At 67.3% G+C, this 358-nt stretch carries 1 pseudogene; it reads left to right on the top strand.

Going from position 1 to position 358, the window contains the following annotated elements:
• Positions 1 to 358 (top strand): annotated as a pseudogene (locus CC207_RS27045) (hypothetical protein); the annotation flags it as partial.

Below are 358 nucleotides of genomic sequence, written 5' to 3'. Positions count from 1 at the left end.
CGAACTGCATCAGCAATTCAGTGAGCGCAAGGTCGCCGCGCTGGTCGACCGTCACAAAGAGGCCATGCGCGCCCACCTCGCCGGTGCCGACCAGGGCGCCAACCCGCAGATGGCCGCCTGGTGGGCGCAGGCCAAGGAAGGCATTCTCGATACCGCAGGCGCACTCAGGCGCCAGGACCTTGAGGCCCGGGCGAACAACGGCGAGTTCGCCCGGCAGTTCGAAACGCGTTACCTGCCACACGTCGACCTCAAGGCCATGCACGACCAACTGGCCTGGTTCGAATCCCACGGCCTCGAGGCGCAGCGCCTGGCCGACGTGCGGGCCGACGACCACCTCGTCTGGCTGCAATCTGAGCAG

This window comes from Pseudomonas sp. DrBHI1, assembly GCF_002205115.1.
Lineage (GTDB): Bacteria > Pseudomonadota > Gammaproteobacteria > Pseudomonadales > Pseudomonadaceae > Aquipseudomonas > Aquipseudomonas mosselii.
The sequence above is the reverse complement of the archived record's forward strand: the minus strand, read 5'-3'. Positions and strand labels throughout refer to the sequence as shown.